General features: G+C 67.3%; 22 protein-coding genes and 3 pseudogenes. 12 read left to right on the plus strand and 13 right to left on the minus strand.

Translation table 11 applies throughout. From position 1 onward, the window contains the following. Nucleotides 1-8 precede the first annotated feature (8 nt). Together ftsH and A5756_RS18540 are read right to left on the minus strand one after the other, a co-directional pair. Nucleotides 9-2,396 (minus strand): ATP-dependent zinc metalloprotease FtsH, encoded by a 2,388-nt coding sequence (gene ftsH / locus A5756_RS18535; RefSeq protein WP_066955539.1) that lies wholly within the window; start codon nucleotides 2,394-2,396, stop codon nucleotides 9-11. 322 nt (nucleotides 2,397-2,718) lie between these two features. After that, entirely contained in the window at nucleotides 2,719-3,135 is a 417-nt protein-coding gene (locus A5756_RS18540; protein WP_066955998.1) for a VOC family protein, read from the minus strand. A gap of 131 nt (nucleotides 3,136-3,266) precedes the next feature. Here A5756_RS18540 and A5756_RS18545 point away from each other — a divergent pair, with 131 nt between their 5' ends. The 3 genes from A5756_RS18545 to A5756_RS18555 are packed head-to-tail and all read left to right on the plus strand — an operon-like array spanning nucleotide 3,267 to nucleotide 6,435. Continuing rightward, a complete protein-coding gene (locus tag A5756_RS18545; protein WP_369828686.1) occupies nucleotides 3,267-4,238 on the plus strand; it encodes an alpha/beta fold hydrolase in 972 nt (323 codons plus the stop codon). Beyond that, nucleotides 4,235-5,422, plus strand: a complete 1,188-nt coding sequence (locus tag A5756_RS18550; RefSeq protein WP_066955542.1) for an LLM class flavin-dependent oxidoreductase — start codon at nucleotides 4,235-4,237, stop codon at nucleotides 5,420-5,422. The genes A5756_RS18545 and A5756_RS18550 overlap by 4 nt, the downstream gene beginning before the upstream one ends. Next, on the plus strand, nucleotides 5,422-6,435 hold the full coding sequence (locus A5756_RS18555; RefSeq protein ID WP_066955545.1) for a zinc-binding dehydrogenase: 1,014 nt from the start codon (nucleotides 5,422-5,424) through the stop codon (nucleotides 6,433-6,435). The genes A5756_RS18550 and A5756_RS18555 overlap by 1 nt, the downstream gene beginning before the upstream one ends. Before the next feature lie 4 nt (nucleotides 6,436-6,439). Here the strand turns inward: A5756_RS18555 and A5756_RS18560 are convergent, their stop codons facing one another. From A5756_RS18560 to A5756_RS26725, 4 genes and pseudogenes are all read right to left on the minus strand, one after another. Next, the gene (locus A5756_RS18560) at nucleotides 6,440-6,724 is read right to left on the minus strand and encodes a WXG100 family type VII secretion target (protein WP_066955548.1); all 285 of its coding nucleotides are present in this window, start codon (nucleotides 6,722-6,724) and stop codon (nucleotides 6,440-6,442) included. Nucleotides 6,725-6,754: 30 nt separating this feature from the next. Continuing rightward, complete coding sequence (locus A5756_RS18565; protein WP_066955551.1) at nucleotides 6,755-7,051, minus strand: WXG100 family type VII secretion target; 297 nt, start codon at nucleotides 7,049-7,051, stop codon at nucleotides 6,755-6,757. Between the two features lie 74 nt (nucleotides 7,052-7,125). After that, on the minus strand, nucleotides 7,126-8,220 hold the full coding sequence (locus tag A5756_RS18570; RefSeq protein ID WP_066955554.1) for a PPE family protein: 1,095 nt from the start codon (nucleotides 8,218-8,220) through the stop codon (nucleotides 7,126-7,128). 663 nt (nucleotides 8,221-8,883) lie between these two features. Beyond that, nucleotides 8,884-9,165, minus strand: a pseudogene (locus A5756_RS26725) (PE family protein); the annotation flags it as partial. A 173-nt stretch (nucleotides 9,166-9,338) separates the two neighbouring features. Here A5756_RS26725 and A5756_RS18580 point away from each other — a divergent pair. The 5 genes and pseudogenes from A5756_RS18580 to A5756_RS26510 all read left to right on the plus strand — a co-directional run. Beyond that, a complete protein-coding gene (locus A5756_RS18580; protein WP_066955561.1) occupies nucleotides 9,339-9,689 on the plus strand; it encodes a hypothetical protein in 351 nt (116 codons plus the stop codon). A gap of 51 nt (nucleotides 9,690-9,740) precedes the next feature. After that, nucleotides 9,741-10,454: pseudogene (locus tag A5756_RS25540) on the plus strand (DUF222 domain-containing protein); the annotation flags it as partial. 39 nt (nucleotides 10,455-10,493) lie between these two features. Then, a complete protein-coding gene (locus A5756_RS18590; RefSeq protein WP_066956001.1) occupies nucleotides 10,494-10,955 on the plus strand; it encodes a DUF2834 domain-containing protein in 462 nt (153 codons plus the stop codon). 341 nt (nucleotides 10,956-11,296) lie between these two features. Then, on the plus strand, nucleotides 11,297-12,175 hold the full coding sequence (locus tag A5756_RS18595; protein ID WP_066955567.1) for a hypothetical protein: 879 nt from the start codon (nucleotides 11,297-11,299) through the stop codon (nucleotides 12,173-12,175). A gap of 37 nt (nucleotides 12,176-12,212) precedes the next feature. Further along, nucleotides 12,213-12,434 (plus strand): annotated as a pseudogene (locus A5756_RS26510) (hypothetical protein); the annotation flags it as partial. On the opposite strand, the gene A5756_RS18600 reads toward A5756_RS26510, so the two are convergent. Both A5756_RS18600 and A5756_RS18605 read right to left on the minus strand, forming a co-directional pair. After that, nucleotides 12,406-13,638, minus strand: coding sequence for a PPE family protein (locus A5756_RS18600; RefSeq protein WP_066955570.1), 1,233 nt, complete (start codon nucleotides 13,636-13,638; stop codon nucleotides 12,406-12,408). The pseudogene A5756_RS26510 and the gene A5756_RS18600 overlap by 29 nt on opposite strands. Nucleotides 13,639-13,648: 10 nt before the next feature. Then, complete coding sequence (locus tag A5756_RS18605; RefSeq protein WP_066955573.1) at nucleotides 13,649-13,948, minus strand: PE family protein; 300 nt, start codon at nucleotides 13,946-13,948, stop codon at nucleotides 13,649-13,651. A 387-nt stretch (nucleotides 13,949-14,335) separates the two neighbouring features. Here A5756_RS18605 and A5756_RS18610 point away from each other — a divergent pair, with 387 nt between their 5' ends. After that, nucleotides 14,336-15,082, plus strand: coding sequence for an SIMPL domain-containing protein (locus A5756_RS18610; RefSeq protein ID WP_066955576.1), 747 nt, complete (start codon nucleotides 14,336-14,338; stop codon nucleotides 15,080-15,082). A 59-nt stretch (nucleotides 15,083-15,141) separates the two neighbouring features. On the opposite strand, the gene hpt is transcribed toward A5756_RS18610, so the two are convergent. The 4 genes from hpt to dacB are packed head-to-tail and all read right to left on the minus strand — an operon-like array spanning nucleotide 15,142 to nucleotide 19,173. Next, a complete protein-coding gene (gene hpt / locus A5756_RS18615; RefSeq protein WP_066955579.1) occupies nucleotides 15,142-15,753 on the minus strand; it encodes a hypoxanthine phosphoribosyltransferase in 612 nt (203 codons plus the stop codon). A gap of 50 nt (nucleotides 15,754-15,803) precedes the next feature. Then, entirely contained in the window at nucleotides 15,804-16,766 is a 963-nt protein-coding gene (gene tilS / locus A5756_RS18620) for a tRNA lysidine(34) synthetase TilS (RefSeq protein WP_066955582.1), read from the minus strand. Next, on the minus strand, nucleotides 16,745-17,791 hold the full coding sequence (locus A5756_RS18625; protein WP_066955585.1) for a zinc-dependent metalloprotease: 1,047 nt from the start codon (nucleotides 17,789-17,791) through the stop codon (nucleotides 16,745-16,747). The genes tilS and A5756_RS18625 overlap by 22 nt, the downstream gene beginning before the upstream one ends. After that, the gene (dacB, locus tag A5756_RS18630) at nucleotides 17,788-19,173 is read right to left on the minus strand and encodes a D-alanyl-D-alanine carboxypeptidase/D-alanyl-D-alanine-endopeptidase (protein WP_066955588.1); all 1,386 of its coding nucleotides are present in this window, start codon (nucleotides 19,171-19,173) and stop codon (nucleotides 17,788-17,790) included. Before dacB ends, A5756_RS18625 begins: the two co-directional genes overlap by 4 nt. A 114-nt stretch (nucleotides 19,174-19,287) precedes the next feature. Here dacB and A5756_RS18635 point away from each other — a divergent pair, with 114 nt between their 5' ends. Next, complete coding sequence (locus A5756_RS18635; RefSeq protein ID WP_066955591.1) at nucleotides 19,288-19,776, plus strand: inorganic diphosphatase; 489 nt, start codon at nucleotides 19,288-19,290, stop codon at nucleotides 19,774-19,776. 64 nt (nucleotides 19,777-19,840) lie between these two features. Continuing rightward, on the plus strand, nucleotides 19,841-20,533 hold the full coding sequence (locus tag A5756_RS18640; protein ID WP_066955594.1) for a hypothetical protein: 693 nt from the start codon (nucleotides 19,841-19,843) through the stop codon (nucleotides 20,531-20,533). Here the strand turns inward: A5756_RS18640 and A5756_RS18645 are convergent. After that, nucleotides 20,530-21,609 carry a DUF475 domain-containing protein gene (locus A5756_RS18645; RefSeq protein WP_066956004.1) on the minus strand — a complete coding sequence of 360 codons (1,080 nt, stop codon included), beginning with the start codon at nucleotides 21,607-21,609 and terminating at the stop codon, nucleotides 20,530-20,532. The genes A5756_RS18640 and A5756_RS18645 overlap by 4 nt on opposite strands. Before the next feature lie 92 nt (nucleotides 21,610-21,701). On the opposite strand from A5756_RS18645, the gene A5756_RS18650 reads away from it, so the two are divergent. Continuing rightward, complete coding sequence (locus tag A5756_RS18650) at nucleotides 21,702-22,979, plus strand: hypothetical protein (RefSeq protein ID WP_066955597.1); 1,278 nt, start codon at nucleotides 21,702-21,704, stop codon at nucleotides 22,977-22,979. The last annotated feature ends 9 nt before the right edge of the window (nucleotides 22,980-22,988 follow it).

Genomic DNA, 22,988 nt, shown 5'->3' on the forward strand with positions numbered 1-22,988 from the left:
TCCGTTCGTCAGCCGTGCGCCGGTGGGTTGGATCGGCTCACGTCGTCGTCCTGCTGGTCGGGAGACTTTCCACCATTCGGGTCGGGCAGCCCGGGCGGCGGGTAAGGCGGATACGGCGGGTAAGGGGGCTGCGCCTGACCCTGCGGACCGTGCTGACCCGGACGAGCGGGGTGGCCCGGATAACCCGGGTGGTTCCCCGCCGGCTGCGGCCAGTAGGGCTGCTGCGGGGCCTGGGGCGGCGGATACCAGTTGGGCTGTTGATCATGTGGTGGCCATCCCGGCGCGTGCCAGCCCGCCGGCGCACCGTAGTCCGGTTGGGTGGGGCCGTGCGGCACGCCCGGGCGGGGGCCGTTCCCTTGAGAACCATTGCCGCCGTTGTTGTTTCGGTCGGCGTCCGCTCCCGCGGCCGCGGCGGCTTGGCTGGCCCGCGCGATGGCCGCCTTGAAAGCCGGTTCGGGAACCGGTGGTGGCCACGGCTCGCCGCGCTCGATGGCCAGCTCGCCGGGCGTCTTGATCGGCGGTTTGTCGGACGGGATGCGGCCACCGAAGTCGTCGAACATGGTGAGTCGGGGCCGCTTTTCGACGTCGGCGAAGATGCCCTCCAACTCGGCGCGGTGCAGCGTTTCCTTTTCCAGCAGCTCGCCGGCCAGCGTGTCGAGTACGTCGCGGTATTCGGTGAGGATCTCCCACGCCTCGGTGTGGGCCGCCTCGATGAGCTTGCGGATTTCGTCGTCGATGTCGCGGGCGACCTCGTGGGAGTAGTCGGCCTGCGTCCCCATGGTGCGGCCCAGGAACGGGTCGCCGTGTTCGGTGCCGTATTTGACCGCACCCAGCTTGGAACTCATCCCGAACTCGGTGACCATCGCGCGGGCCACCTTGGTGGCCTGCTCGATGTCGGACACCGCGCCGGTCGTCGGCTCCCGGAACACCAGTTCCTCGGCCGCACGCCCGCCCATCGCGAACACCAGCTGCGCGATCATCTCCGAGCGTGTCCGCAGGCCCTTGTCTTCCTCGGGCACCGCCACCGCGTGACCGCCGGTGCGTCCGCGGGCCAGGATCGTGACCTTGTAGATCGGCTCGATGTCGGGCATCGCCCAGGCGGCCAGGGTGTGGCCGCCCTCGTGGTAGGCGGTGATCTTCTTTTCCTGCTCGCTGATGATGCGGCCCTTGCGGCGCGGCCCGCCGATCACCCGGTCCACCGCCTCTTCGAGCGCGGCGGTGGTGATGACGGTGCCGTTCTCCCGTGCGGTCAGCAGCGCGGCCTCATTGATGACATTGGCCAGGTCGGCACCGGTCATGCCGACGGTCCGCTTGGCCAATCCGTCGAGGTCGGCGTCGGGGGCGATGGGCTTGCCCTTCGAATGCACTGCCAGCACCGCGCGGCGACCCGCCAGGTCCGGGTTGGACACCGGGATCTGCCGGTCGAAGCGGCCGGGCCGCAGCAGCGCGGGGTCGAGGATGTCGGGCCGGTTGGTGGCCGCGATCAGGATGACGCCGGCCCGCGGGTCGAACCCGTCCATCTCGACCAGCAACTGGTTCAGCGTTTGCTCCCGCTCATCGTGGCCACCGCCGAGCCCGGCGCCGCGCTGGCGGCCCACCGCGTCGATCTCGTCGACGAAGATGATGCACGGGTTGTTCTGCTTGGCCTGCTCGAAAAGGTCGCGTACCCGCGACGCGCCGACGCCGACGAACATCTCGACGAAGTCGGACCCGGAAATGGTGAAGAACGGAACTCCCGCTTCCCCGGCCACGGCACGGGCCAGCAGCGTCTTGCCGGTCCCGGGTGGGCCGTAAAGCAGCACGCCCTTGGGGATCTTGGCGCCCAGCGCCTGATAGCGGCCGGGGTTCTGCAGGAAATCCTTGATCTCGTAAAGCTCTTCGACGGCCTCGTCGACGCCCGCAACGTCGGCGAACGTGGTCTTGGGCATGTCCTTGTTGAGCAGCTTGGCGCGCGACTTGCCGAAGCCGAAGCCCATGCGGGCGCCGCCCTGCATCCGGGAGAACATCACGAACAGGCCCACCAGCAACAGCAGCGGTAATACGTAGACCAGCAGCTCGCCCAGGATGCTGCCCTGGTTGACGACCGTACTGACCTTTGCGTTCTTAGCGCTCAGCGCGTTGAAAAGGTCGACCGCGTACCCGCTCGGGTATTTGGTGATGACCTTGTCGGAATTGTCGGTGTCGTTGTTGCCCTTTTTCAGGGTCAGCCGCAGCTGCTGCTCGCGATCGTCGATCTGAGCGCTCTTGACGTTGTCGCCGTTGATCTGCGCCACCGCTACCGACGTGTCGACTGGCTTATAGCCGCGGGTGTCGTCGCTGAAGTAGAAGAACGACCAACCGAGCAGCACCACGACTGCAATCGCCGTGATGGTGCGAATAACGTTTTTCCGGTTCATCAATCATCGGCCTTGCCGGCCAGGTCCTTCCCCGATATACACGCAGCTAGAAACGTCCAGGTTACCGCTAGTGGCGATCGCCAGCTCCGGCAGAGCCGGAGCGCAACGGGTCGCCACCATTGTCGCCGCGGCGATCGCCAGCTCCGGCAGAGCCGGGCGCTGGGGGTACCGCCCGCTTGCGGGGGCCGGGTCATCGCCGTTGTCGATATAACGAGCGGGGGTTCCCCCGGGGGCGTGCCGAGCGTCACGCCAGCGCGACGGTGGCCGGTGGTGGCCACGCCAGCGTGACGTTCGATGGCGGGCGGACCCTTCTAGAGTTTCGCTACTCGTAATACCGGGCCTCGATCACATTGCCGTCCGGATCGGTGAAGTAGTACCCCTGCGGCGCCCAGCCGCGGGCCCCAAAAGTGCGACTCAACCGCGCGCTGGTGTCCACTCCTTCGGCTTGCAGACGCTGATCCAGTGCCTCGTACTCGGCCTTCGACAAAGCCAGGCAAACGTGGTTCACCGGATAGCCGGCGCTGCCTTGCGCCCGTGTCATCGACTCGGTGGTGGCGACAGCGGCACGCGGCGACAAGTCGATGATCGATTCCTCACATACCCGCACGCTGGGGAACGGCGCATCGCCCGCCTCGAACTCGGCAAACCGGACCGGCTCCAAGCCAACCACCCTGGTGTAGAAATCCATCGACGCGCGCGGATCTCGCGTCCAGAGGACGACGTGGTCGAGCCGCTTCATTTCCGGGTTCACCTGCCTTCAGTCGTGCGAGCGCTCACGGCGATATCTACCAGGCGACCAAAGCCGTTGGAATGCAAATCGCGATCAAACGCGAATACTTCTCAGCCCGGTGGGGGGTGTGCTTTGGTGACATGGTGCTCAAATCAACCGAACGGTTAGTCGAGACCAACGGTGTGCAGCTGCGGGTGGCTGAGGCGGGAGAGCGCGGCGCACCCGCGGTGATCTTGGCCCACGGCTTTCCCGAACTGGCCTATTCGTGGCGCCACCAGATACCGGTCCTCGCCGAGGCCGGCTACCACGTGCTGGCACCGGATCAGCGCGGCTACGGCGGCTCCTCGCGCCCGGACGCCATCGAGGCTTACGACATCCACCAGCTGACGGCCGACTTAGTCGGTCTTCTCGACGATGTCGGCGCCGAACGCGCTGTCTGGATCGGACACGACTGGGGCGCCGCCGTGGTGTGGAATGCGCCATTGCTGCACCCGGATCGGGTCGCCGCCGTCGCCGCGCTCAGCGTCCCGGCGGTGCCCCGCTCGCACGTTGCGCCGACGAAGGCGTGGCGCAAGATGTTAGGCGACAAGTTCTTTTACATCCTGTACTTCCAGGAGCCGGGCGTCGCCGACGCGGAGCTCAACGGTGATCCCGCCCGCACGATCCGCCGGATGCTGGGCGGGCTGCGCACGTCGGATGACCCGCTCTCCGCGGCACGCATGGTAGCGCCGGGTACCGAGGGATTCATCGATCGCCTTCCGGAACCCGACCGGCTGCCGGACTGGCTCAGCCAGGATGAGCTCGACCACTACATCAGCGAGTTTTCTCGCACCGGGTTCACCGGCGGCCTGAACTGGTATCGCAATTTCGACCGCAATTGGGAGACCACCCCGGAGCTGGCCGACGCCAAAATCACTGTGCCTGCGCTCTTTATCGGTGGGACCGCCGATCCGGTGCTGACGTTCACCCGCGCCGACCGCGCGTCGCAGTTGATCACCGGCCCCTACCGTCAGGTCATGATCGACGACGCGGGACACTGGCTGCAGCAGGAGCGCCCGGACGAGGTGAACGCGGCCCTACTGGACTTCCTCAACGAATTGGAGCTGCGATGAGTGCCCCCCTGCGCTTCGGTGTCTTCATCACACCGTTTCACCCGATTGGCCAATCGCCAACGGTGGCTTTGGAATACGACATGGAACGCGTGGTCGCGCTGGATCGGCTCGGCTTCGACGAAGCCTGGTTCGGCGAACACCACTCCGGTGGCTACGAATTGATCGCCTGCCCGGAAGTTTTCATCGCGGCGGCGGCCGAGCGGACGAAGCACATCCGGTTGGGCACCGGGGTGGTTTCGCTGCCCTACCATCATCCGCTGATGGTGGCCGATCGCTGGGTGTTGCTCGACCACCTCACCCGCGGCCGGGTGATGTTCGGCACCGGCCCCGGCGCGTTGCCATCGGATGCCTACATGATGGGCATCGACCCGGTCGACCAACGGCACATGATGCAGGAGTCGTTGGAAGCGATCCTCGCGCTGTTCCGCGCCGGGCCCTCCGAGCGAATAGACCGTCATGCCGACTGGTTCACCTTGCGTGACGCGCAGTTGCACATCCGGCCCTACACCTGGCCCTACCCGGAAATCTCAACGGCGGCAATGATTTCGCCGTCCGGGCCGCGGCTGGCGGGTGCACTGGGCACGTCGTTGTTATCACTGTCGATGTCGGTGCCGGGTGGCTACGCAGCTCTGGAAATCACCTGGGACGTGGTGCGCGAGCAGGCCGCAAAAGTCGGACGCGACGAGCCAAATCGGTCCGACTGGCGTGTTCTGAGCATCATGCACATCGCGGACAGCCGCGAGCAGGCCATCGACGATTGCACCTACGGGTTACAGGATTTCGCCAACTACTTCGGCGCGGCGGGGTTCGTCCCGTTGGCCAACGCCGTGGAGGGCGCCCAGACACCGCACGAGTTCGTCGAGGATTACGCGGCCAAGGGCAATTGCTGCATAGGTACCCCCGACGACGCGATCGCCCACATCGAAGACTTGCTCGACCGCTCAGGCGGGTTCGGCACGCTGCTGATGCTCGGCCACGACTGGGCGTCCCCCGAGGCGACTTATCACTGCTACGACCTGATGGCGCGCAAGGTGATTCCCCATTTCAAGGGCCAGCTCGAGGCGGCGCGGTCATCCCACGACTGGGCCAAGGGCAATCGCGACCAGCTGATCGGCCGAGCGGGTGAGGCCGTGGTGAAAGCCATCACTGAGCATGTCGAGGAGCAGAAGGGCGCGGGAAGCTGATGCGCGCGGCGGTACTGCGAGATGGACGGATGGTCTACCGGGACGACGTGCCGGAGCCCGTGCCCGAGGCAGGGCAGGTGCTCGTCGGCGTGCGGGCGTGCGGAATCTGCGGGTCCGACCTGCATTTCGCCGCTCACGGCGCACAGGTGCTGGAAATGAGCAATCGAGTGGCCGCGGGTGCGGGCGGCATGCACGTCGACCTGGGCCACGACGTCTTCATGGGACACGAGTTCAGCGCCGAGGTGCTCGACGCCGGGCCCGACACCGAAACCCACCCGCCGGGAACGCTGGTCACCTCGCTTCCGGTCTTGCTGTCCGCCAAGGGCGTGGAGCCAATCGTTTACAGCAACAGCACAATCGGCGGCTACGCCGAACGAATGCTGCTCTCGGCACCGCTGCTGCTCCCCATCCCGAACGGCCTGGACTTCAAACATGCGGCGCTGACCGAGCCGATGGCGGTGGGGTTGCACGCCGTCAACAAGTCCAACATCGCGCCGGGCGAGACGGCGCTGGTCATCGGCTGCGGCCCGATCGGCATCGCGATCATCGCTGCCCTGCGTGCCCGAGGCGTCGAAAACATTGTCGCGGCGGACTTTTCGCCGAAGCGGCGCGAACTCGCCGCCGCCATGGGCGCCCATCGGGCGCTCGATGCCGCACAGGGTTCGCCGTTCGACTCGGTCAAACCCGCGGTGGTGTTCGAGGCGGTGGGAGTGCCGGGGATCATCGACGACGTGTTGCTTCGGGCCCGGCCCGGCACCCGCCTGGTAGTCGCCGGTGTTTGCATGCAGCCCGACACAGTGCATCCGTTCTTCGCGATTGCCAAAGAGATCAGTGTTCAATTCGTGCTCGCCTACACCCCGGAGGAGTTCACCGACTCGCTGCGCGCGCTGGCCGAGGGCGACATCGACGCGACCCCGCTGATTACCGGCGAGGTCGGCCTCGACGGGGTCGGCGCGGCCTTTGACGACCTCGCCGACCCCGAGCGACACTGCAAAGTCCTCGTCACTCCTTAGGCCGTCAGGCCCAGCTGGAGCCGACGGCGCTGTCGGTGCTGGCCATGTTGCTGCCGGCGCTCTGCACCTTCTGCCCGTGGGCGTTGGCCTGCTCATAGATCACCTGGAAGTTGCGGCCCAACTGGGTGATGAACTCCTGGCAGGCCACCGAACCGGCACCGCCCCAAAAGTCCCCGGCCGCAAGCACATCGCGAACGATGGCCTGGTGCTCAGCCTCCAGAGACGCGGCCTGCGCGCGGATGGTGGCCCCGTGAGTGTCGACATCGCCGAATTGATAGTTGATGGTCATCGTCAATCGTCTCCTGTTTTGGTTGGTGGGCTAGCTGCCCAGGATCTGCTGTGAGGCCTGCTCTTGCTGCTCGTAGTTGTTCGCGTCTCGAACCAGTCCGTCGCGGACGCCGTGCAGCATGTTGACGATGTTGCGGAACGCTTGATCGACCTGACCCATGGTGTCGTACGAGGTGGCCTGCGCCTGACCGCTCCAGCCGGAGCCGGCGATGTTCATCGAGGACGCCCACATCTTGCGAGCCTCATCCTCAACCGTCTGGGCGTGCACCTCGAAGCGGCCCGCCATCGCCCGCATTTCGTGCGGATCGGTCATGAATCGTGTTGTCATTACATGTCTCCTTCGAAAGTTGTTGTCAAGCTGGAAGTTTGGCTGCCGATGCGTTCAGTCTTTTCTCCTTTCCGTTATCCGACCACGCGCGGCAATACGCTGGCAGGAGCCGGCATGGTGGCGCCGAATCCGCGCATCTCCATGCCGCCCGTTTGGGTCGCGGAGCTATGCGGGGGTCTCAGCATTCGAGCCGCCGCGCCGGCTCCCGACAGGGGAGCCCCGGCGGGTGCGGCAACTTGGGAAGTCGCCGCGGTCCAGTTCGGGGGAACCGAGAGGCCCCCGACGGATGAGGCCTGGCCGAAACTTGCCGCCGGCGACAGCCTCTGCGGTGCGGGTACTAGCGGCTGGCCGGGACGGAAACGTTGCATATCGGCCAGCCCCACCGGGGAGGATGCGCCCACGCCGCTCGCAAGGCCCGCGTTGGACGCGGTGATCCCGCCCAGTCCCGATGTGGCGGTGCCGCCACCCTGTCCGAAGGGCATGCCGAGCAGGCCGGTGAGACTGCTGATCGCCGACGGGAAGCTACTGGCCAGCGACGAGGCGGACGAACTGAGCGTCGACGGCAACCCCATGGTCGCTTGGGTGGCCAACCCCTGCATGTTGGCCTCGCCGGCCGCCATGGCGCTGGCCGCGACCCCGCCGGGATTGGTGGTGGGCGGGGCGACCGTCATCGGCGCCAGCATGGCCGCCGCCGCCGAGGAGCCGGCGTAGGCGTACATGGCCATCGTGTCCTGGGCCCACATCTCGCCGTACTGCGCCTCAGTGGCCGCGATCGCCGGTGTGTTGATGCCCAGAAAGTTGGTCGCGATGAGCTGCATCAGCAAGGCGCGGTTGGCCGCGATCACCGGCGGAGGCACGGTCGCCGCAAACGCCACCTCGTGCGCGACGGCGGCTGCGGTCGCCTGCATACCAGCCTGCTCGGCCTGCGCCGCCGTGGCGTGCATCCAGGCCACGTAGGGGGATGCGGCGGCCGCCATCGCTTCCGACGACGGGCCCTGCCAGGCGGCATCGGTGAGCTCGAGGATCGCCGTCCCGTAGCTCGTCGCGGCTGAACGCAGCTCCGCGGCGAGCCCCTCCCACGCGGTCGCCGCCGCCAGCATTGACACTGGGCCGGGGCCCGCGTACATCAGGCCCGAATTGACCTCCGGGGGCATCGCACCGAAATCCATGACTACCTTCCTTTTCTCTATGTCGTTTCGCTATGCCAGCGCCGGCATGGGCTTCGGGCCGGCAGCTTTGAGGGCGGCGTGCGCCTGCACGACGTGTTCGTTGGGCATGCCGGCGGGCAGGTGCATGGGGGCGACGTGTTCGGCCGGTATCGCGGCGGCCGCCAGCGGCATCCGGTGGACGGGCGCCGTCGGCGCCAGCTGCGAAGGCGAGATGTGCTGACCGGCCGCCAATTCCGCACCTGCGACGTGGCCGGCGGGCGCCGGGTGAGCGCCGTAATTGGCATTGGCGTAGCCGCCGTGCTGCGGTGCCGGGTGGGCGCCGTAATTGGCATTGGCGTATCCGCCGTGCTGCCGTGTCATGTGGCCGTAATTGGCATTGGCATAGCCGCCGTGCTGCGGTGCGGGGTGGGCGCCGTAATTGCCAGCGCCGTAACCGCCGCCCCCTTGCCAGCCCGCGCCGACGGGCGTCGCCGCCCCCAGGGGTCCGGGCGCGGCCGGGCCCGAGCCGACCGGGGCGCCGGGCACTGCCCGGCCCGGGGCGTTCGGGGTCACGCGGCGCGGCGCAGGTGGCGAAACGTGAGCGGGCGCGGCGGGTGCGGGGCGAGCGGGCGCGACAGGCGCCATACGGGCGGGGGCGACGTGGCCCCCCACCATCTGCGTCCGATTGGCAGCCTCGGTGGCTGCGTACGAATCGGCGCTGCGTCCCAACGCGCTGACGAACTGCTCATGAATCATGCTGGCCTGGGCGCTGATCGCCTGATACTGCTGGCCGTAACCGGCGAAGGCGGCCGCAGTCATCGCCGAGACTTCGTCGGCCGCCGCCGGAACCACTCCGGTGATCGAAAACGCGGCCATCGAGTTCGCGGCGGTTACCGCGGAGCCGATCGCCTGCAGCTGGCCGGCCGCGGCTAGCAGCAGGTCCGGCTGTGTGGTCACGAACGACATGTGTCTTCTCCTCATTGAATGCCTGGATCTGGGGTGTCCCGTCGTGCTTCCGGAGACTATGTCATAAATTAGGAATCTATGTCTAGTACTAAGTACTAATTTCTTATTTTTCGTCATCGACTCGCAGATCTAGATGCTTTGCCCGTCTTTCGGCACCGGGTTACTCTGGACGGATGCCACGCACTAACTCCGCAGGCTGGGGACTCAAGCGCCTGCTCGAGGCGACGCTGAACCGCGACATCACGGTCGAGCAGTTGCGCGACGCCTGTGGCGTCACCAAAGGACGGTGGTATGGGGGCGCCGGTCGCGCGAACGCCGACGACTTCCCCGACGCCGAGGAGGCCAGGCGCGCCGCGCACGCGTTCGGGCTCAGCGCTACCTGGCTACAGGTGGAACTGGGCCTGATCACGCCCGAAGATGTGCATGCGGCGTTGGGTGACGGGCAGTCGCTGGATCCGTTCCGCGCCACGACCCGCCAGCGAGTGTTGATGCCGAATCCCACGGCGGAGGGCTCGGGCGGCTGAGTCGCTTCCGGTCGACGCTGCGTGTCAGTGCCGGGGCATGCTATCGAGCGTATGTTCGATACACCGCCGAATCCCGCCGCCCTGGTGGAGCTGATCGAGTAGTCGCACCGGCAGGAACCATGCTGGTGGCCCGCCGGCTGGCTGCGGTAGCAGCATTGCTGCGGCATCGGGTGGCCACCGCCGAGCGGCCCGAGTTGGACCATAAATACGCGGCAATCGACGGCTTCGAGCAGACCGCTGCCGAGGTCGCCGCCGCGATGAACCTCTCGCCCGTGGCGGCGGGCTATCTGGTGTCGTACGCGGAGGCGCTGGACACCAGGCTGCCGAAAGTTGCGGCCCTGCTCGGGAAGGGCCGGACGGACTGGCGCACGGTGCGCTTGATCATCAGCCGCAGCGATCTGGTCACGACGAGAAACTGATCAGGTGGTCATCAACGTGGTGGCCAGCGAACGGACCGTCCATTCCGATGGCGCCGAGCCCGGCTACTGGAGGGCGACGGCGTCATCCGCCGAGCAAGTGCGCCAACTGGCCGCGGCCGCATCCTTTCGTCGCCGATCCGATGACGAGTCCGGTCGAGGCCCTGCGCTATCAACCGTCCGCCGTCCGGTGCCGCGATCTCACCTGTCGCTTCCCCGGGTGCAGCCGGCCGGCCGTTGTCTGCGACCTCGACCGCACCATTCCGTTCAGCCACCGCAATCCGGCTGCGGGTGGCGGACCGTCGCGGACAACCTCAAATACCTTTGCCGACAACATCATCGGTTCAAATTGCTTTAGCGAGCGGTCGTGTTCCTCTAGCGTGTGGTCGTGACAACAACAGAGCAGGTGCAACCGGCATCCATTCCCACGTCCCGCAAAGTGTTGTGCGCCGTGTACGCGCTGATCGCGGTGCTGGCGCTTGTTGCGACGTGGAGTCAGACCGTCGCGTACACACACAGCGGCCTTGCCGCGTTCTTCGACAATTTCTGGCACGACACAAGGGTCAACGCGTCGTCGCGCAATCTCACCGCCGACGCCCTGATGCTAGGTATGTCCGTCGCCATCCTCATGGTCGTCGAAGCCAGGAAGTACGGCGTGCGATTCGTCTGGCTCTACATCGTCGGCGGGTTCTTCGTCGCCATCAGTGTGACGGTTCCACTCTTCCTTATCGCTCGCGAGATTCGGATCGGTGCAGCAGAACCCCCGCGTCTTCGCCCGTTCGATGTGATCCTCCTGGCCGTGGCTGGTGCCGGTGTCTTGGCCCTGACCTTTTGGGTTGACATGGGGTGAATTACTCAAGAGAGTAATTCCGCGTCGCTCCCATCATCGACTTAAACCCTTCGGCGAGTGGCGCGATAAGCAACTGGCCGACGGCACGGTAACTCTTGCGGGATATCCGCTCTCAAAACGGCGCCGCGGCGCGACTTCAAATCAGAAACCCCATAGCTGCACGCCGTTAGACGAATATCCCTAAAATCCTGTGCAGTCAGCCATATCACCCGACATCGTCGACAAACAGGTACGGACATGACTGAAGCGAACCAAAAGGGCGAAAGCGTTAGTCATCCGGAAGTGTGGGCAGCGTGAGCCAGCCAACGGGCACGGGCGGCCAAGGCCCGCGTCGGACTCCCATGACGCTTGCCATATACCGTGACTTACGCGTCGCCATGGTCGTACTAATGGTGATGCTCGCTGCGGGCGTGATCATCGAAAGGATATCGGCACCCTGCTGGCAATCGGCCATCAGCACTTACTATTACACGTCCGCGCACAGCATCGTCGTCGCCGCGCTCCTGGCGCTCGGCACGCTATTCATCATCTATAGGGGCAGCACCGACACCGAGGATGTCTTGTTGACTCTGGCCGGGGTCAGCGCATTGACCGCCGCGATAGTGCCGCAGCCTCGACCCGACGACCTGTGCCCCGGGCCAGCTAATCTGCCGCTCGACTTCGACGACAATGCCAAGGCCGCCATGCTGCCCAATGTTTGGGCGGTCGCCATCGCATTGGGTCTGGGCTATTTGGTGATCTGGTCGGTGATGCTGGACCAATGGAGGCGCGGTCGCCCCCCGCGGAAGCGAAGGCCGGGGGGAATAGTGTCGCTGTGCGTTTTCTGGCTGATTATGGTGCTCGGCCTGATTGCGCTGATCTTCTTTCGGGACACGTTCAAGGAGTACGCACACGGTGCAGCCGCAGTACTACTGCTCTCGGCCTTCATCGCCACCACGTTCTGCACCGCATACGTCGTCGGGCGAGAGGACCCGTCGAAGTCACCGCATCAGCGCGGTTACAAGCGCATCTACTGGGGGATTGCCTGGCTGATGCTGGCTACGTTAATTGCAGTTCTCTGGGTTCATTACTCAAGAGGGTTGGGCGGCCATTGGGGCCTTCTGGCCGAGGTGGCGCTGATCCTCGAGTTCGCCGCGTACTGGGTGGTTCAAACGATCGACCTGTGGACAACACCTGACCGGATTATGCGCTTTACCAAACGTCCTCCGCCGTGTCTGTAGTGCTGGCCGTCGCGGACGGGCACGAAATCGCGGCGCGCAATTCCGTAATCACATGCGCGACATGCTCTTCGCATTCAAAGGCACACCTAGCACCAGCCCCTTCTGCACTTGGGTGAACGATCCCAAAGAGCCCGAAGAACTACCGCCGGACTGGATTCCCGACGAGCCGGCCGTGGAACCCGTCCCGGACGATCCCACCCTTCTGACGCGCGGAGCGAGTGCGTCTCGAATCAGCCCCCCGCGGGTGGTTGAGCAATGACCGTGGGCTTGAAACCGTATCGCGGCGCGACGAAGTGGGCCGCTGCACTACGCCCCGTCCCGCCAACAGGCATCATCGGCACCCCGCCAACCGCGTTCGTGGCAGGTTCCATAGCCGACGCAGCAGTGAGGCCGTTGAGAGCCAAGGTGACCGGTGGCGCCGCCGGGGCCGCGCTGGTCCATGCCGCCGGCACCGACAACCCACCGATCGATGCGGCCTTGCCGACGGCTCCGCCGATCGAGCCGATCGAACCCAGGCCCGGCCCTGCAATGGCCGCGGGCAGAGCCGCTTCCGCGGCTTTGGCGGCACCCTCGGCCGCGGACTTCGCGGCGGGGATCATGCCCTGGGCAATACCTTGGATGTCTTTGAACGAGGTGGTGAATAGCCGGGTCGGCGAAATCAACCGGATGAACGCGTCAAAGGGCGTACTGGCGTCAAGGGTTTGCGACCCGGTCAGACCCTCCAACAAATCACCCAACGGACCGCTGACGACGAGCCCGTCGCCCTCGGGGTTGAGGGCGATTCCGCCGAGGGAAAACGCGGGATTGGGATTGTTCGCCGACCCGGCCAGCGACGACAACGCCTGAGGCACCGTGTCTAGCCCCTGCATGCTGTTACCTCCACCGCTGCCGGCCGCTTGGGCCACCGCCGCGGCCTGATTGGCGGCCCCGGCCGGGTTGGTGCTGGGCGCTGCGGGCTCGAACGGTGCCAACGTCGACGCCGCGGCCGACGTGCCGGCGTATCCATACATCGCGGCGGCGTCTTGAGCCCACATCTCGCCGTATTGCGCCTCGGTCGCCGCGAGCGCCGCGGTGTTCTGCCCGAGGAGGTTCGTCGCCAGCAACTCCATCAGCAGCGCCCGGTTGGTGGCAATCACCAGCGGGGGCACCGTTTCGGCGAACGCCGCCTCGTAGGCTCCCGCTGCCGCCACCGCTTGGGCGGCGGCATGTTCCGCCCGCCCCGCGGTGCCCCGTAGCCACGCCACTTGCGGCAGGGCCGCCGTCAGCATGGACGACGCAGCCGGCCCCTGCCATGGCCCGTCGGTAAGGCCCGCAATCGCCGAGCCGTATGAGGATGCTGCGGAATGCAACTCGGCGGCCAGCCCGTCCCAGGCCGCCGCGGCGGCCAGCAGCGGTCCCGAGCCGGGGCCGGAATACATCAGCGCGGAGTTGACCTCCGGCGGCAACTGCGCGAAATCCAGCATGTGTGCTCGCCTAACCGACCGCGGCCGTGTTGGCCATCTCCGTGGCGGCGTACGAGCCGGCACTGATGCCGAGCGTCGTCGCCAGCTGATCACGAACCGCGGCGGCCTCGGCGCTGATCTCCTGGAAGAGCTTTGCGTGCCAGGAGAACTGCGCGGCGGTCAGCATCGACACCGCATCAGCGGCGGCGGGAACGATCCCGGTCGTCGGGCCTGCCACGGCCGAGTTGCCCTCCCGCACGGCCTCATTGATGCTGTGCAGTTCACCGGCCGCCGCATCCAGGATTTCCGGTTGCGCCATCAGATAAGACATTTCCCCTCCTCTAATTCCCTTCGAATCAACAGCTTTCAGCCCGCACGCATGCATCGAGCCGGGCGCCTGGCCACGTTAGGTCAGTCGCGTCCAGAGAAGACAGTCTCAGGCTCGCCAATTCATTACCGAGTCGATAACTGTTCACTTTGCTGGACAGAAATGCTGGAACATTTGGGTTGGATATGAAAGATATTGCAAACCAATATGTTTGGAGTCATATATGTACTTATATGTGGCCGCCACGCCAGCCCGAGAGATTTGCCATCCACGGCGAGAGCAACTGAAACGCTTGCACAACAATCGTTTTCGAACCCGTACGCCAGCCGAACAGGACGGCGGGGGCCGGCCCGTAGCATCTGCGGCGCCCCAGCGGCTAGGGTGCCAGGCATGCCGGTCGCAAATAAAGCCCCGAGGTTTGCCCGCACGCTGATCGCCTTGGCCGTCGCCGGATTGGCGGCCGCCATGGTGTCGGCCTGCGATTCCCCGCCTTCCGCGCCCGCGCCGGGGGTCAATCCCCGTCAGGTCACGGTCTTCGGATCGGGGCAAGTCCAGGGCGTCCCGGACACCCTGACCGCCGACGTCGGAATCGAGTTCACGGCACCCGACGTGACCGCAGCGATGAACCAGACCAACGACCGACAGCAAGCGGTCATCAACGCGCTGGTCGGCGCGGGCGTCGACCACAAAGACATCAGCACGACCGAGGTCACGCTGCAGCCGCAGTTCAGCAATCCCGGACCCAACGGCACCGAGACCATCACGGGGTACCGCGCGACCAACGCCATCACGGTCAAGATCCACCCCCCCGACGCCGCGTCGCGGATGCTGGCCCTGATCGTCGGCACCGGCGGCGACGCCACCCGGATCAAGTCGGTCAGCTACTCCATCGCCGATGACTCGCAGCTGGTCAAGGATGCCCGCGCGCGGGCGTTCAACGACGCGAAAAACCGCGCCGAGCAGTACGCCCAGCTGTCCGGACTTCGGCTGGGCAGGGTGCTGTCCATTTCGGAGGCGACGGAACCAACACCCGGGGGACCACCCGCGCCCCCGAAGGCCATGCCGAGCATGGTCCCGCTGGCACCCGGGCAGCAGACGGTGAGCTTTTCGGTGACCGCGGTGTGGGAGTTGGACTAGCGCGATGGCGGCGACCCGCCGCGCCCGGCTTCGCCGCGCTTGCGATCGCCGACTAGCGACTACTGCTGGTACACCCTCGGGTCCAACGTGCCGATGTACGACAGGTCGCGGTAGCGCTCGTCGTAGTCCAGGCCGTAGCCCACGACGAAGTCGTTCGGGATGTCGAAGCCGACGTAGGCGATGTCGACGTTGGCCCCCTTGGCATCGGGTTTGCGCAGCAACGTGCAGACGCGCAAGGAACGCGGATGGCGGCTGGTGAGGTTGCGCAGCAGCCACGACAGCGTCAGGCCCGAGTCGACGACGTCCTCGACGATCAGCACGTCGCGGCCCTGGATGTCGCGGTCCAAGTCCTTGAGGATTCGCACCACACCCGAAGACGACGTCGAGGTCCCGTAGGAGCTGACGGCCATGAACTCGAACTGGGTGGGCACCGGAATCGCCCGGGCCAGGTCGGTGACAAAGATCACGGCGCCTTTGAGCACGGTGATCAGCAGCAGATCCTGGCCGGTCTCGGTCATGGCGTCGCGGTACTGCCCGCCGATCTCCTCACCGAGTTCGGCGATCCGCGCCTGGATCTGCTCGGCAGTAAGCAGCACTGACTTGATGTCCCCCGGGTACAGCTCCACAGGCTGGGCGGGGGTGATCGCCGAGGAGATCTGGGCCACGCCCACAGAGTGCCACGCCAACGGCCGAATAACCAACGGCGACCCCGGTATTGCGCCTATCGAACCGGTTCGCGCCACAGAGTGAGCAGGCCGTCGCGCCGCCCGGCGATCAGCCGCTCGTCCCGCAGTGCGGACCCGACCGCCACCCCGCCCTGCCCGCGCCAGGCGGTGACAAGGGCGTCGACGGAGCGGATCTGCTTGTCGGTCAGGCCCGTTGCGCCGCCCGCCAGGAGCCAGCCGCGGATCACCCGGCGCCGAACCGGGACGGGCAGCACGGCCAGCGCCTGCGTCTGCAGTCCCGCGCCCGCCTTCGCCTCGGGCAGCGCCTGGGCCGCGAGCGAGTCGATGAGCTCGGTGTCCTCCCGCAACGCCGTGGCCGTGCGGGCCAGCGCCTCGGCCACCCCACCGCCCAGCACATCCTCGAGCAGCGGCAGCACCTCCAGGCGCAGCCGGGTCCGGGTGAAGCGGTGATCGACGTTGTGCGGGTCCTGCCACGCGGTCAGCCCCAGCTCGCGGCACGCGGCGTGGGTCACAGCGCGCCGCACACCCAGCAATGGCCGGCCCCAGGGCGCGTCGTACGGGCGCATCCCGGCGATCGACCGCACGCCCGACCCGCGGCCCAGCCCCAGCAGCACCGTCTCCGCCTGATCGTCGAGCGTGTGGCCCAACAGCACCGGTCCGCCGTGGTACGCGCTCAACGCCGCATACCGGGCGGCACGGGCGGCGGCCTCTGGACCGCCTTCATTTCCGACGTGCACGCGAACGACCTGTGCCGCAACGCATCCCAAGGTGACGGCTTGCGCCCGGGCGGTCTCGGCGACCGCGGCGGAGTCGGGTTGCAGGCCGTGATCGACGATCACGGCGGTGGTGGGCAGCAGCTGGGCCGCCACCGCCGTGAGCGCGAGGGAATCCGGGCCGCCGGACAGCGCCACGCACCATTGTTCGGCCGTGGCGACATGGGCCTGGATGAACGCCTCGACGGCAGCGCGCAGCTGCCCTACAGCACCCTGTCGATCCATCGCTGGGGTTCCTCGATTTCGGCGGGCAGGGGCAGCGTATCGGGACCCGTCCAGATCGCGTTGAACCGTTCCATGCCGACCTTCCCCACCACGTGGTCGACGAACGCCTTGCCGCGCGTGTACTGGTTGAGCTTCTCGTCGAGCCCCAACAACGCGCGCAGCAGGCGCTGCAGCGGCGGTTGCTTGCGATTGCGGCGCTCGTCGAATCGACGGCGGATGGTGGTCACCGACGGCACCACCATCGGCCCCACGGCGTCCATCACGTGGTCGGCGTGGCCCTCCAGCAGCGTGCCGAGCACCAGCAGCTGATCGAGGGCCTGCCGCTGCGGCTCGGACTGCAGCGCACGCACCAGACCCACGATTCCCGACGAGCTGCCGTCGGCCGTCCCGTTGCCGCGGGTGCGGACGTACTCAGCCAGCCGGCTCGCCACCTGCGCGATGTCTTCACCGGCGTCCCGCGTCAACAGCGCCAAGGCGCGGGACATGTGCTCGGACAGCCACGGGTTGGCGGTGAACTGCACCCGGTGGGTCACCTCGTGCAGGCAGACCCACAACCGGAAGTCGGAGGGATTGACCCGTAGCTGCCGCTCGACGGCGATGACGTTCGGATACACCAGCAGCAGGCAGCCCTCTTTCGCGGCGGCGAACGGGTCGTACTGACCGAGGATTCCGGACGACACGAACGCCAGCACGGCGCCCGTCTGCGCGCCGGTGACGCGGCCCGTCAGGAACCCACGCGGCTTCTCGGCCCCGTTCATCATCACCCGCATCGACTCGGCCGCCGCGCCGATCCATTCGGGGCGGTCGACGATGCGGGCCGCGGGCACGACACCGTTGGTGACCAGGCCCGTGACCTCGCGCACCGGCGGTTCGGCCTTGGCGGCCGAACTGGTGAGCTCGTCGATCACCTGACGCCGGGTGTATTCACTGGACGGCGGACCGGGCCGGGCCAGCCGCTGACCGACGGTGGCGGCGAAGCGCCAGTCGACAGCGGTACCGAGGGTCAGCTCCGAGGGCGCGCTCATGAACAACCACACGACCAGAGCCGGCTGGCCAGGGCGTCCATCACGTTGCGGCCGTTCGGACCGGCGGCGTTGGAGATGACGGCGAACGTGAGCACCCGCCCGCTGCGGTCGGTGAGCACCCCGGCCAGGGCATTGATGGCGGTCAACGAGCCGGTCTTGGCGCGCAACCAGCCGGCCGGCCCCTGATTGGAGGCCGCGTCGGTGAAGCGGTCGGCCAGCGTCCCGCTACCGGCGGCGATCGGGAGCAGATCCAACAGCGCCCGCAGCGTCGGCTGGTCGGGTCCGGCGGCGGCCTGCAGCACACCGTCGAGGGTCTTGGCGGTGAGCCGGTCGTCGACGGAAAGGCCGCTGGAATCCATCAGCGTGACGCCCCCGGTGTCGACGTGGGCGGTGCTCAACCGGTTCGTCACCGCGTCGGCCGCTCCGGCGAAGCTGCGCGGGCGGTTGATCGCGGCCGCCACCTCGCGGGCGATGCACTCGGCCATCACGTTGTCCGAGTGGTCCATCATCTCGGACAGCCGCTGCACCAGCGGCGCCGACTGCACGACGGCGAGCTGCCGCGCCCCCGAGGGTGCCGTCGCGATCGTCACGGCGCCGGGATCGAGGCCCAGCGCCTTGGCCAGCTCTCGCCCGGCGTCGAGCGCCGGGGTTCGCGACCGCCGGGAGTTGACCGTGCTCGGCTGGATGCGCCCGGCGTCGATCATCACCGACTCGATCGGCGCGATGTCGCCGTTGTCGACGTCGGCCCCATCCCAGCCCTGCGCCATCGTCGGCCCGGCGAACGCCGAGGTGTCCACCTGCACCGCCGTCGGCGTCACGCCGCTGCGGCGGATCTGCTCGACCAGGTCGCCGAGCCGAGCGGATCCCCGATACCAGGTGTCCACGCCGGGCGGCGCCGCCGACAACACCGGGTCGCCGGCACCGACCAGCACGACGGGGCCCTGGGCGTTCTGGCTGCCGGCCACCACCCGCGTGCTGATCCGCGCCTGGTGGTCCAGGGTCAGCAGGGCCGCGGCCGCGGTCAGCACCTTGTTGGTCGAGGCCGGCACCAGCGGCATGTCGTCGGCCACCTGCCAGAGCTCTTTCCCGGTCAGGGCGTCGGTGACCCGGGCGCCCAACCTGCCCAGGTTCGGATCGGCCGCGATGGGCGCCAGCGCGGCGGCCACCCCGGCCGGGCTCGGCGTCTCGGCGGTGTCACTGACCGGGATCATCCCCGGCTTGACCGTCGGCGCATGCGGGGGCGGTATCGGGGCGTGCGAGCTGTTGCCGCCGTGCCCCGCCGAGGTGAAAAACGTTGCCGCCGCCACCACGGCGGCGACAAACGCCAGCACGGCCAACCCGACGAACACGTGGGTGGATTTCTGCCAGCGAGTGGGACCCATCGCTCTCCTGACTCTCTTCAGCCCATTCTGCCGAATCCGCCGCAAATGCCTCGACTAGGGTGATCCCCGACGCAGACGGACCACCGCGATACGCCCAGATCTAAGGAGCACACAGTGCAATTCGACGTGACCATCGAAATTCCGAAGGGCCAGCGCAACAAGTACGAGGTCGACCACGAGACCGGCCGGGTGCGTCTGGACCGCTACCTCTACACCTCGCTGGCCTACCCCACCGACTACGGCTTCATCGAGGACACACTGGGTGAGGACGGCGACCCACTGGACGCCATGGTGCTGCTGCCGCAGTCTGTGTTCCCGGGCGTGATCGTCGAGGCGCGCCCCGTGGGCATGTTCCGGATGGTCGACGAGGCCGGGGGCGACGACAAGGTGCTGTGCGTGCCGGCTGGCGACCATCGGTGGGACCACATCCAGGACATCGGCGACGTGCCCGAATTCGAACTGGACGTGATCAAGCACTTCTTCGAGCAGTACAAGGCGCTGGAGCCGGGCAAGTTCGTCAAGACCGCCGACTGGGTCGGCCGCGCGGAGGCCGAAGCCGAGGTTCAGCGTTCGGTCGAGCGGTTCAAGTCGAACGGGCACTGACCGCTTACCTGCGGTAACGCTCGTGGCATAACCGCACGCCGATTTCCGGTGGCATCCTGGCGATGTGACCCCGGTGCTGCATTTCGCCACCAATTTCTGGTGGCTGGTTTTCCCGCTGGGCGGTGCGATCGGCGGCGGCCTTCGGGCCATAGCCGCCGCGAACGAGCGTCGGGCCGAGCGTCGGCTGGAACGATATCGGCTGAAGCAGCAGGCCAAGATCGCGGTGGCCGAGGCATCGGGCCGGGCACGGACCAACGACGAAAGTGATCGGCGAGAGATCGCCAAACTCGTTGCGGCGCATGACCGTACCGACATCCGGTGGTTCGACTACGAAGTCGATATCGCGCGATTGCTGGATTTCCCGATGATGACCGATATGCGGGCCCCGCTGACCATCGCGTTCCATCGGGCGAAGCGGCACGCGGATTTGCTGCGGCCCGAACCGCCCGAGAGCCTGGTCGGCAACCGGGACGCGTTGGTGGAATACCGCGACGCCGTCCACGAGTACATCAGTGCGTTCGAGATCGCCGAGGCCGAGGCGATCCGCCGGCGTCGCAGCGACTTCTCTGCGGACGAGCAGCAACGGATGGCGCGGGCCCAGAGCTTGCTGCACCTGGCGCAGGACGAGGCGGCCACCCGCGACGAACGACAGAATGCCTACGCGCGGGCGAGCAAGGAACTCGACGGCCTGATCGTGCTGCCGGCCCCCGCAAGAGCCGGCATCGAAAGGCGCATCGCGGGCCAGATCGAGGCCTAAGCGGCCGACGCGGCCTTTGCGTTGCGCCGATTGCGCAGCACGCTCCAGCTCAGCGCCGCGCCGATGAACACCACTCCCACCGACGCGGTGATCGCCTCGGGAACCTGGTATCGCGGGTTGACGGAGAGCAGCATGATCACGGCAAGCACCCCGATCGCCCAGTGTGCGCCGTGCTCCAGGTACACGTAGCGGTCCAGCGCATCCTGCTTCACCAGGAAGATGGTGATTGACCGGACGAACATCGACCCCACCAGTCCGAGGCCCAGCGCGATGACGATCGGGTCCGACGTGATCGCGAATGCACCGGTGACCCCGTCGAACGAGAAGGCGGCGTCGAGGACCTCGAGATACAAGAACAACGTCAAGCCGGCCTTGCCGACCGCCGTGCCGGCCGACACCGCCTCGAGGTCCGGCGGGCGAAACGCCCGGCTGAGACCGTTGACGACCAGATAGGTCACCAGGCCCAGCAGTCCCGCGGTGAGCACCGTCTGGCCCTCGTCGGTGGAGTGCGTCAATCGCGTCCCGACGAGCACCAGCGTCACGACGGCCACCGCCACCGATACCTGCCCCAGCCGCCCGATGCGGGCGAACGGAGCCTCAATCCACTTGAGCCATTTGATGTCTCGGTCGTAGACGATGAAGTCCAAAAACAGCATCAGCAGGAACGTCCCGCCGAACGCCGCGATCTGTGGGTGCGCGGCGACGATCAGCTTTTCGTAGCTGGGCGAGCCATCGGGGAACTCCAGCGCGCCGTGCGGCGGCGGGTGCAGCGCCAACTCCATCGCCCGGACCGGATCGAGGTGCGCGGTGGCCCAGACGATCAGCAAGGGGAAGATCAGCCGCATCCCGAACACGGCGATGAGAATCCCGACGGTCAGGAACATCTGCCGCCAGAACGGGCTCATCTGCTTCAGAATCGCGGCGTTGATGATGGCGTTGTCGAACGACAGCGACACCTCGAGGGTGGCCAGCACCAGCAGGAGAAAGAGGTCCTTCAGGCCGCCGTGGGCATACCCGACCGCGAGGGCCGCGATGCTGACCAACAGCGAGATCCCGAAGATGCGCAAGGCGGCCAAGGTGTCCTTTCCGACAGCCGCCCACGATAGCGAACCCCGGTTGCCGCCACCGACCAGCATCCACGGCCACTTACTATTTTCGAATTGTGGCCATGCCCGAAGTCGGCGGTACCCAAGCCTCCACTGGCGCCGGTCCGATCACGCGCGGCAGCGTGGCCCGGGTCGGCGCCGCGACGGCGCTGACCGCCCTGTGCGGTTACGCCGTGATTTACCTGGCCGCCCGTGACCTGGCGCCGGGCGGCTTTTCGGTATTCGGGGTGTTCTGGGGGGCATTCGGCCTGGTCACCGGCGCCGCGAACGGGTTGCTTCAAGAGACCACCCGGGAGGTCCGCTCCAGCCGCCACCTCCCGGCGGCCTTGCCGGGCGGAGACGAACCCCGGACCCATCCGCTGCGGGCCGCCGCGCTGGTCGGCCTGGGCGCGGCCGTGGTGATCGCCGGTAGCTCGCCGCTCTGGAGCGGGCGGGTATTCGTCGAGCAGCGCTGGCTGTCGGTGGCGCTGCTCAGCGTCGGGCTGGCCGGGTTCTGCGTGCACGCCACCCTGCTGGGCATGCTGGCCGGCACCGATCGGTGGACCGGGTACGGGGCGCTGATGGTGACCGACGCCGTCATCCGGGTGACCGTCGCCGCGGCCACCGTCGTGCTCGGCTGGCGCCTGGTCGGCTTCCTGTGGGCCACCGTCGCGGGCGCGGTCGCCTGGCTGATCATGCTGGTGGCGTCGCCGTCCGCGCGGGCAGCCGCCCGAATGCTGACGCCCGGTGGCGCCCAGACCTTCCTGCGCGGGACCGCCCATTCGATCACCGCCGCGGGCGCGAGCGCGATTCTGGTCATGGGTTTTCCGGTGTTGCTCAAGCTGACCAGCAACGAGCTGGGAGCCGAAGGCGGGGTCATCATCCTCGCCGTGACGTTGACGCGGGCGCCGCTGCTGGTGCCGCTGACCGCCATGCAGGGCAATCTGATCGCCCATTTCGTCGACGCGCGCAGCAATCGGGTTCGTGCCCTGATCGCGCCGGCAGGGATCATCGGCGGCATCGGTGCGGTCGGCGTGGTGGCCGCCGGGATCGTGGGCCCGTGGCTGCTGCGGGTCGGCTTCGGGCCGCAGTACCAGGCCAGCGGCGCGCTGCTGGCCTGGCTGACCGCGGCCGCGGTGGCGATCGCCATGCTGACGCTCACCGGCGCCGGCGCGGTAGCGGCGGCGCTGCACCGGGCGTACTCGCTGGGCTGGGTCGGCGCGACGGTGGCGTCGGGGTTGCTGCTACTGCTGCCGCTGCCGCTGCAGACGCGGACCGTCGTCGGCCTGTTGTGCGGTCCGTTGGTGGGAATCGGTGTTCATCTGGTGGCGCTCTCGCGCGCCGAGCGCTTGACCGGCTGATCCTGGCTA

The organism is Mycobacterium sp. 852002-53434_SCH5985345 (genome assembly GCF_001667155.1).
GTDB lineage: Bacteria > Actinomycetota > Actinomycetes > Mycobacteriales > Mycobacteriaceae > Mycobacterium.